General features: G+C 42.3%; 11 protein-coding genes. All 11 read right to left on the reverse strand.

The window, feature by feature from the left end; genetic code table 11:
* Positions 1-173: 173 nt before the first annotated feature.
* Positions 174-2294 carry a phage/plasmid primase, P4 family gene (locus J2Z34_RS17195; RefSeq protein WP_209461103.1) on the reverse strand — a complete coding sequence of 707 codons (2121 nt, stop codon included), beginning with the start codon at positions 2292-2294 and terminating at the stop codon, positions 174-176.
* A gap of 490 nt (positions 2295-2784) precedes the next feature.
* Positions 2785-2946, reverse strand: coding sequence for a zinc-ribbon domain-containing protein (locus J2Z34_RS17200; RefSeq protein ID WP_209461104.1), 162 nt, complete (start codon positions 2944-2946; stop codon positions 2785-2787).
* Positions 2947-2957: 11 nt separating this feature from the next.
* Positions 2958-4163, reverse strand: coding sequence for a phage major capsid protein (locus tag J2Z34_RS17205; protein WP_209461105.1), 1206 nt, complete (start codon positions 4161-4163; stop codon positions 2958-2960).
* Between the two features lie 100 nt (positions 4164-4263).
* The gene (locus tag J2Z34_RS17210) at positions 4264-4716 is read right to left on the reverse strand and encodes a hypothetical protein (RefSeq protein WP_209461106.1); all 453 of its coding nucleotides are present in this window, start codon (positions 4714-4716) and stop codon (positions 4264-4266) included.
* Positions 4717-5525: 809 nt separating this feature from the next.
* Positions 5526-5696 (reverse strand): helix-turn-helix domain-containing protein, encoded by a 171-nt coding sequence (locus J2Z34_RS17215; RefSeq protein ID WP_209461107.1) that lies wholly within the window; start codon positions 5694-5696, stop codon positions 5526-5528.
* Positions 5697-5727: 31 nt separating this feature from the next.
* Positions 5728-5931 (reverse strand): hypothetical protein, encoded by a 204-nt coding sequence (locus J2Z34_RS17220; protein WP_209461108.1) that lies wholly within the window; start codon positions 5929-5931, stop codon positions 5728-5730.
* Positions 5928-6113 (reverse strand): hypothetical protein, encoded by a 186-nt coding sequence (locus J2Z34_RS17225; protein ID WP_209461109.1) that lies wholly within the window; start codon positions 6111-6113, stop codon positions 5928-5930. Before J2Z34_RS17225 ends, J2Z34_RS17220 begins: the two co-directional genes overlap by 4 nt.
* A gap of 93 nt (positions 6114-6206) precedes the next feature.
* Positions 6207-6404, reverse strand: coding sequence for a hypothetical protein (locus tag J2Z34_RS17230; RefSeq protein ID WP_209461110.1), 198 nt, complete (start codon positions 6402-6404; stop codon positions 6207-6209).
* Positions 6397-6780, reverse strand: a complete 384-nt coding sequence (locus tag J2Z34_RS17235; RefSeq protein WP_209461111.1) for a hypothetical protein — start codon at positions 6778-6780, stop codon at positions 6397-6399. Before J2Z34_RS17235 ends, J2Z34_RS17230 begins: the two co-directional genes overlap by 8 nt.
* A gap of 268 nt (positions 6781-7048) precedes the next feature.
* Entirely contained in the window at positions 7049-7279 is a 231-nt protein-coding gene (locus J2Z34_RS17240) for a hypothetical protein (protein WP_209461112.1), read from the reverse strand.
* A gap of 124 nt (positions 7280-7403) precedes the next feature.
* The gene (locus tag J2Z34_RS17245; RefSeq protein ID WP_209461113.1) at positions 7404-7691 is read right to left on the reverse strand and encodes a hypothetical protein; all 288 of its coding nucleotides are present in this window, start codon (positions 7689-7691) and stop codon (positions 7404-7406) included.
* Between the last annotated feature and the right edge of the window lie 69 nt (positions 7692-7760).

Genomic DNA, 7760 nt, shown 5'->3' on the forward strand with positions numbered 1-7760 from the left:
TCTATTTCATCTGTGCTGCTTATCATGATCCGTTGCTCCTTTCTAATTTAGGGAAGAAAGGGAAGGTTTTTTCAAGTTCTTTTATATATTTAGGTTTATATATATTCTTTTATACGTTGTAACGTATTTGTTTTTTAATAAAGAATATTTGAAAAGTCTCCCTTCTTTCCCTATTATTCTATTGGTTTTATACCCATGTAATATTCAGATGATATTTTTCCAAGTTTTATACCCATCTTCATGGCTCTATCCTTGATATTTTTCTTCATGATAGGTTTAGCAATCTCGTTCATATAGGCCCAATTTTCATACATGGTTTCAAATTGAGTTTTTAATACTCTATCCGCTGGGTTCCCTGTCATGATGTATTCTTCCATTACGAATCTGTACAAGCTGTCTGACTTCATTCTGTACTCTTCCCTGGCCATCTCTGTGGCTGCGGCATGAGTAAATTTATAGTTATTATCCTTAAGCCGGTGCAAACCTTCCAGGGCCCATAACAAAATACCCTCTATCTCGTCCTTAAGGTCGTCAAATAATAAAGGATCTCGGTCCCCTTCCTGGAGCACGTTCACGCATGGAATAATCAGTAAGCGCTCGAATACGTGGCTGCCTTTTTCCCCTGATAGATATGGCAATTCATTACAACCGAATGTTACTGTCCCATTGAATTTATATGAGAAGCTTTGTTTACCCTTGAATTCACACGCAATGAGACCGCCGCCGGTGATTGACTTAAATATGCTGCTGTCTGTGAAGTCTGCTTCCTTCTGGTCATCTATAAGCAGGGCTTTTTTACCGTACAGGTCACTTGTTGCGAATGGCTTGCTTAGATCCTGAATATCCCTGGTCGCTATGTTCTCGGTTCCTATGAGGTAATCGAGTAGGTTTATAAACACGCTCTTACCGTTGTTACCATTGGGACCGTATAACGCCAGCGCTTTCTTAGGGAAGTAACCTGGTATACTGCTTATGGTCAATCCTGCCCATTCCTGGAGCACCATTTGAAGTTCCTGATCGTTGTCTGTTAGGAAGTTTAGAAACTTGTCCCACTTTGCCGGATATGCTGCACGTGGATTGAAGTCCGTATTAATCTGTATAGTGCTTAATAGGTCGCTTCGGTGCTCTTCCATCTTCTTTGTTTTTACGTTGTATAGTCCGTTCTTAAGGTTTATATAGTCCGAATCAGTGTCCAGATCCTCAACCCTTACCGTTGATTCATCGGTAACTAAAAGCTGATAAACCTCGTGCAGCATTGAAGCTTTCTGTATTGGTTCAGGTATCAGTTCTTTGATTTTACCCTTCAGGGAATTAATCGAGATCCGTTTGTAATATCCACCCTGGTACCAATAAATTAGATCCTGGTCGAATCCATTTTTACGTACAATCATGTATTTATAGTTTTCCCTGATGTATTTCGCCAGTAATGCGGTGTTAACGCGCTCTTTGCCGCCATCTTCGTACAGGTAATATAAACCCTCGTCCGGTTCGCTCAACGCCTTATAAACGCTCTCTGCGGTCTTTAAAGCGCCTTCCTCTGGTTCTGCAAAGTATTCCGTATTTATCTTTTCTGCAAGCGCCATTATGACCGGTTTATCTTTAATGTTCTTACGTTTACAATAATCGTATAGCGCCTTGTTTAAGGCTCCATTTCGGCCCTCTCCGGCCTTCATGCCCTTAAGCGGTGCGAATATGTCATGCTCTTCCTCCGCGGTGGCTGTGGTGGCCTGTGGCGCTCTGGAAGGGCTCTTCTTATTGCCTGAGTTCTTGATGTACTTATATAGGCTCTCTGGCATGTCGTGGATCATGTTCCCACCTGTAGGCAGGTATTGTTTTATGTTTCCGTCCTTAGCTTTTATATAACTGTACGGTGCTATTACATAGCCACCCTCAGTTTTAAAATCAACGTTCTTCAGTATTATTCCATTTACATTATTCAACCCTGGTCGGTACTTGAAATATAAATGGTATCCGTTGTTTGGCGTCTTTACTGTGAATGTATTTGTAAATATATTCCTGTCGCTGTCTGTAAGCTCTGCAGCTTCAAACAACTCCTGTATTATCATTGGTACCGGCTTATCTTTGCTGTCAATGTCAAGGACCATGATCTGTGACTTCTCACCACATACCAGGCCATATGCTGCGTGACCATTTAACCCATTGGGATTGATTACGTGGTTCTGCTCGTCCTTCCAGGAAGTCCCCTTGGGTACCGCTGGCGCCTTGTCATTGCCGGCTTTAAATACCGGAAACAATTTTAATTTCTGGTATATCTGTTTTTCTGATTCTGTCATACGGGTCCACCCCTTTATATAAACACGTTACATATTTTGTTTAGAAAAAAATGCTGCATAGGAATGATGAGTAACTATGCAGCACCTTGTTTGCAACTCCGGTTGAGTCTTCCATCGTTGCGATTTTGAAGGAGGTATGTTTGAAATTACCGAAATTGTTTGCCTGCACCAACCGGAGGAGGTCCGCAGGCCGGTTATAAAAAGATTTTGGATTTTAATTTAGTGCACTTCGGCGTCAATTGGTTAGTTCTTCACCTGGTGCTTGAATACAGAATATTAACTGTGGGCGACTGGATGAGACCTGCACCCTTGTTATAAACACTTGCTGACACTATAGAAGTTCAATTCTTAATGCGATTAACCAGATCACACTTCAAATTGGAAAACGCCTTTTCAATTCCGGTATAGCTTCCCTTAACCTTCAGTTATGCTCTTTAAGGTCCCACAACCAGGACCATATATTAACCAGCATGAGTACCTGGCAATATATTTAATCGTTGTCTCGTCTGTCTCTGGCGGCCTTCTTGGCCTTCCTGCAACGTGGACACCTTACCGGATCATTAAAATCCTTCTCCTGGTAATATTCCTGTTCACCAACTGTGAATGTAAAAATGTCCTGGCAATCTTTGCAGGTTATATGTTTATCGCTCATTCTTTACTCCTTTAACCCTGTGCTCCAAGTCCTACTCTTGCGCAAGCCTTTGGATTCCATACTGCGTCAACAACTGTTAGCGCTCTGAGGTCTATGCTGGCACTGGTGAATCCTGACGCTCTGTTAGCTTCAACCTGGATCGGCATTGCAAACCTAACATAAAGCTGTGAAGGGTCCACAATGTATATGACGTCATCGGCAACGTGCTCATTTATGATGATCTGGTGTCCCATAAACTTTTCCGCTGCGTCTGCAAGGTTATACGCAAACTCTGTGGTCCCCTTGAATAGTCCCATAGTATTGAATACAGTGTCGGTGTTTGCGATTATAACTGCGTTCCTTGCGTACTTGTTAGGAAGCAGGGCCAGCGCTCCGGCTATGTCTGCTGGTGCTATCGGTGTAATCGAGGACGCTGTTAGCTTCTGGTTCGTTGCGTCCCAAGTGAGGTTCGCAAGTCCTTTTGGCTGTCCGGTTCCTGATCCATCTATGAATGACTTTTCCAGCGCTTCTATTACTTCACCCTGGAGCAGTTCAAGCATCATGTTCTGGAAGCTTCCTGTCGCCATGCTGGCCGCTGCCGCTGATACTCTCATATGTCTGAAGAGTTCATACCCACCAAGAGAGAGGTATGTCAACGTTGGTGCAGCTTCGTACGCTACTTCACTTCCATCAACTTCCGAGTTCTCCAGCTTCCATGCTGCCGCTGTGGCGCTTGCTATTGGTATCTGTATGTTACCTGGTGCCCCGTTGCTGATAACTGTCGCTCTGTGAAGCAGGTCGCTGTATTTGTCGCTTGTCAAAAGCTTGTTAGCAATCTCCAGCGGTACTACTGCGGCGCTTCCTGACATATCCAGCGCTCTCTTTTCTGTATCGTTCATGAGGTTATATTCTCCAGCTAAATATCGCTGAAAACTTCTTACTTCAAGTTCTTTGTTTGTATCTTCCATTGCTTTCGTTCCTCCTGTCATTGTATTTGTGCCATTTATACCGAATGTCCTTATAACGACACCCTCATTTAATGCTTTCTCTCTTGTCTGAAGTATCTCTGCGCCTTTTGCTTCTTCGCGCTTTATGATCTTTCTTACTTCGTCAACTTCATTGTTTAGCGTCCTAAGTTCTTCCAGGCTCATACTGTTTAACTTTTCGTCTGGTATATCCTGGAAGTCTTTAAGCTTCTGCTTTGCTTCTGCATATGTCATGCTATTCACTCCCTTCATGTTATTTGCTCCCCTTATCCCCTCACGCTCAATCCGGCTGCATGTGCGGTAATCCTCCAGCACCTACTGTTTAGGAATTCAGGGTATAAAAAAACACCTGTTACGGTGTTTCATTAGCTTTATTTAATGTCTCTTGTAAACTATTATTTAATGCTTTCATCTCGTCAAGTGTCATTTTGTCGAGTCCTTCTGACTTCATAGAATCCATGAATCCCGGATTTTCTCGGTCCCACTTTTTTGTACGTATACCGTCAAGTTCCAATGAAAGCATTAACATAAACCTTTTTGACTCATTGGAAAAAGCACTCATACGGCCCCTGTCGTTGGTAAGGTATTCACCAATATCCTTTAGGTCATTACTTGTGAGTCTGTTAACCCCGATACTTAGAAAATCTCCTTCCTTTGACTTTATGTAATTATCTACCGCTTGTCTCGTCACGCTGGAAAGTGTCACGTCTGCACCCTCTGTTTTCTCCTGAAGTTCCTGCATGATCTTGAAAAGCTTGTCTGCTGTCTCTTGTGGAATCCTTGCTCTAAGCTGATAATCTCCCATTGTTTTCACCCCTTATATTTTTGACCGCTTCCGCTGGGACTGGATCTAATGTCCCCCAAGCTGTCCTGCTATCTAATCTTTCTTCCTGGTGTTTCTTTCTTCTGTTTGCCCTTTGCCTTTCTCGTGACATGGCCTTTACACCTCCCGGGAAATATCGTCCGTTCGTTTCTTGAGTACATTGTATCACGTTGTTCCACAACATGCAACATGTTTCTAAAATTATTTTATTTTCTGACCATACCCCCAGGGAAGCTTGCTGAGACCTGATCCGTTTCAGGGCGTAATTCCCCCATTGAAAGGGGGATACCCCGCGGTATAGCTGCTTTCAACCTTCACCCTGGCCGCTTTCCCTCATAGCTTTCTACACGTGCATTATCCCCACACGTGCGTATTATTGCTCTGCTATGGTCCCTCTAAAATAATTCCTCCAATGTTTTATACGTACGTCATTACAGGCGCAAGGGGAACATTTAAACCCCTCTGTAGTTCAGGCCCACAAAAGCGGATAGGACCTGTCCTGGTTAATTCTCTGCATAAGCTTAACCATACTCTCTAACTTTTTGATAACGCGGTAGTTTTAGCTTATAACCGCAAAATATAAAAGACCTCAAGCGCTGTTAACACTTAAGGTCTTGATTTTTACTACTATGTTTTGTACAATCATGTTACAATTTTAATTGTACAGAACAAAGGTTCTCAAGGTTCTCTAAGTGTTGTCGCACTTACTGAATCGATTCTCTGAAGCTTGCCGGCTTCTTTGAATCGGAGGGCCTTTTTTCTATGTATTTGTTTTCAGTATAGGACCGTAATCATCGTATATCAAGATATTTTTTTAAATCCTCTTCCTTGACTTTCCACTTATTGCCAATCTTCATAGCTTTTATCTTGCCATCTGTGATGTATGTCTGTACTGTCCTTGGTGTAACTCCGAGTATTGCGGCGACTTCCTTAATGTCATAAAATTTGATGTCAATCGTCATGATCTTCACTCCCCTAACGTTTAAAAGCGCCTTATAGGCGCTCAATAGCTTTTGAAAAATCTTCCTCGTGCTTTATGTTGCCTAAGTGGTAGACGGTCCCACACTTAGGGCACACAAGCGCAATTTCATAATCATAACCGGACCCTCTGCCGGCTTTAGTTTTCCAATCGGCGCAAGTATACCCGATTTCAAGCCTTAGTTCTGTCCTGCATTCACATCTTGGCTTCATGTTCATGGGTTTTTCCTCCCTAACTGGTACATGATCATTGCCAACCATAGCGACCCATTATCTTTCTCTCTCATAATCTCATATGCTGCGTGAAAAATCTGCCCTTCTTTTGTATCATGAGTAACAATTTTTATTTGCTGTAGCTGCTTTTCTACCTGTTCCCTGGCTCTTTCGCTGGCTGTTTTCATTATGAATCCTCCTTCAATGAATTTCCTATGGTTTCATTGTAACGCTAACGGTTTTATAAAGTCAACATAAATTTCATAGTATTTCATGGTTTTTTATTCGCGAAAGCTGCATTTCGCGCATATATTGACCGCGGTCATTTTTGACACTCCTGCAATCTTTCCGAGTTCTTTGTTCGTGTCGATTGGTTTCACAACTTCTTGGGAAGCCATGTCTTTTGATTGCTTTCCTTTGCCTATAAGGTGAGTCGCTTCCTGATTCCTCTTAGCCTTCTCTGCAATCACATCAACCAAGTATCTTCCACCAGGCTTTCTTCTCCACCGGACCCGGTGCAGGCTCGATAAGCTGCTTCTGGTTTTGCGCTGTCATGATATGCGCTTCTCTTAGTCGCTCGTTTAATTCACTGATCTGCTTGTCTTTTACCTCTAATTGGCTTCTTAATAGCGCTATTGTCTCAATTAAACTGGTTTGCAATTCGTTGTCTACTTGTTGTTTACTCTGTTGTGGTGCTAATACTTCCAAGATATTGATATGAACGTATTTCTTACCATCAACTACTTTGACGAGTTTCTTTAAACTTTCTGTTGTGGCAATGCGCTTGTATACTGCCTGCGGTGTTAGCTTTGCAGCGGCAGCGGCTTCTGCTATGGTTAAATACTTTGAATCCACGTTGACAACCTCCAGCTTTTACTCATTTCTGAGTATAAGTTTATTCCATTTCAGGAAGAAAGTCTTTATAACAAATGTGGGAAGTTCCCCCCATATCTGGGGGGATGTCTTAATCACAAATTTGTTAGAAAGTACCCTGCCGGATTTTCGGCTGACCCTGCTTATTTTTCAGCACACCCCCACACGCAACATAAGGCGTTCTAATGACATTAGAGGACAGTTACCCCTATATACCATCAAAACGCCTTACAATTCATTCTGGAGAGTTTTACAACCCTTCTATTTTGTTTTCTTCTGTAAGCTTCTTTGCTCTATACTTAGCAACCCTTAACCTTGTCTTTTCCTTTTTGACCTCTGCAGCGCACTCTGGACAGTACATCGAGGTATATATATTTTGTGCTGCATACTCTTTTTCACAGATCGTGCAGATATTGGATACCTTAACAATGGACCTTAACCCTTCTCTGCCTAAATATTCTTTAGTAATCTTACCTTTCACTTAATCGTCACTCCTTTGTCTTAATAACGCAAAAGCCAGGCGGCCTATATAGCTTCAAAAATTTTAACGCGCTGCTCACCGCCGGTCGGTTTAAATTGATTCGGATTTTAAAACAATGGCGGCACTACCTCAACCGTACTCCTGGCGACTTGCTGGAGATTTTGTATATATGGTTCTGTGTTCTGATGTCCTTGGGTTCATATCCCATCATCATCATGCACCCCTTAAAAGCACCATTGCACACATATATTCCTGTGTCATTCTCCATGTAGTGCTTAAGGCCGTATGAGGTATAAGCCTGGTTGAATGTCTTAGATTGAATTAGATTGTCCTCTATCCACCTAATGACCGTCTCTTTGTCCTCGTCTGTAAGTTCCTGGTATCTCTCTATTTCATCTGTGCTGCTTATCATGATCCGTTGCTCCTTTCTAATTTAGGGAAGAAAGGGAAGGTTTTTTCAAGTTCTTTTATATATTTAGGT

The sequence above is a fragment of the Youngiibacter multivorans genome, assembly GCF_017873395.1.
GTDB lineage: Bacteria > Bacillota > Clostridia > Clostridiales > Clostridiaceae > Youngiibacter > Youngiibacter multivorans.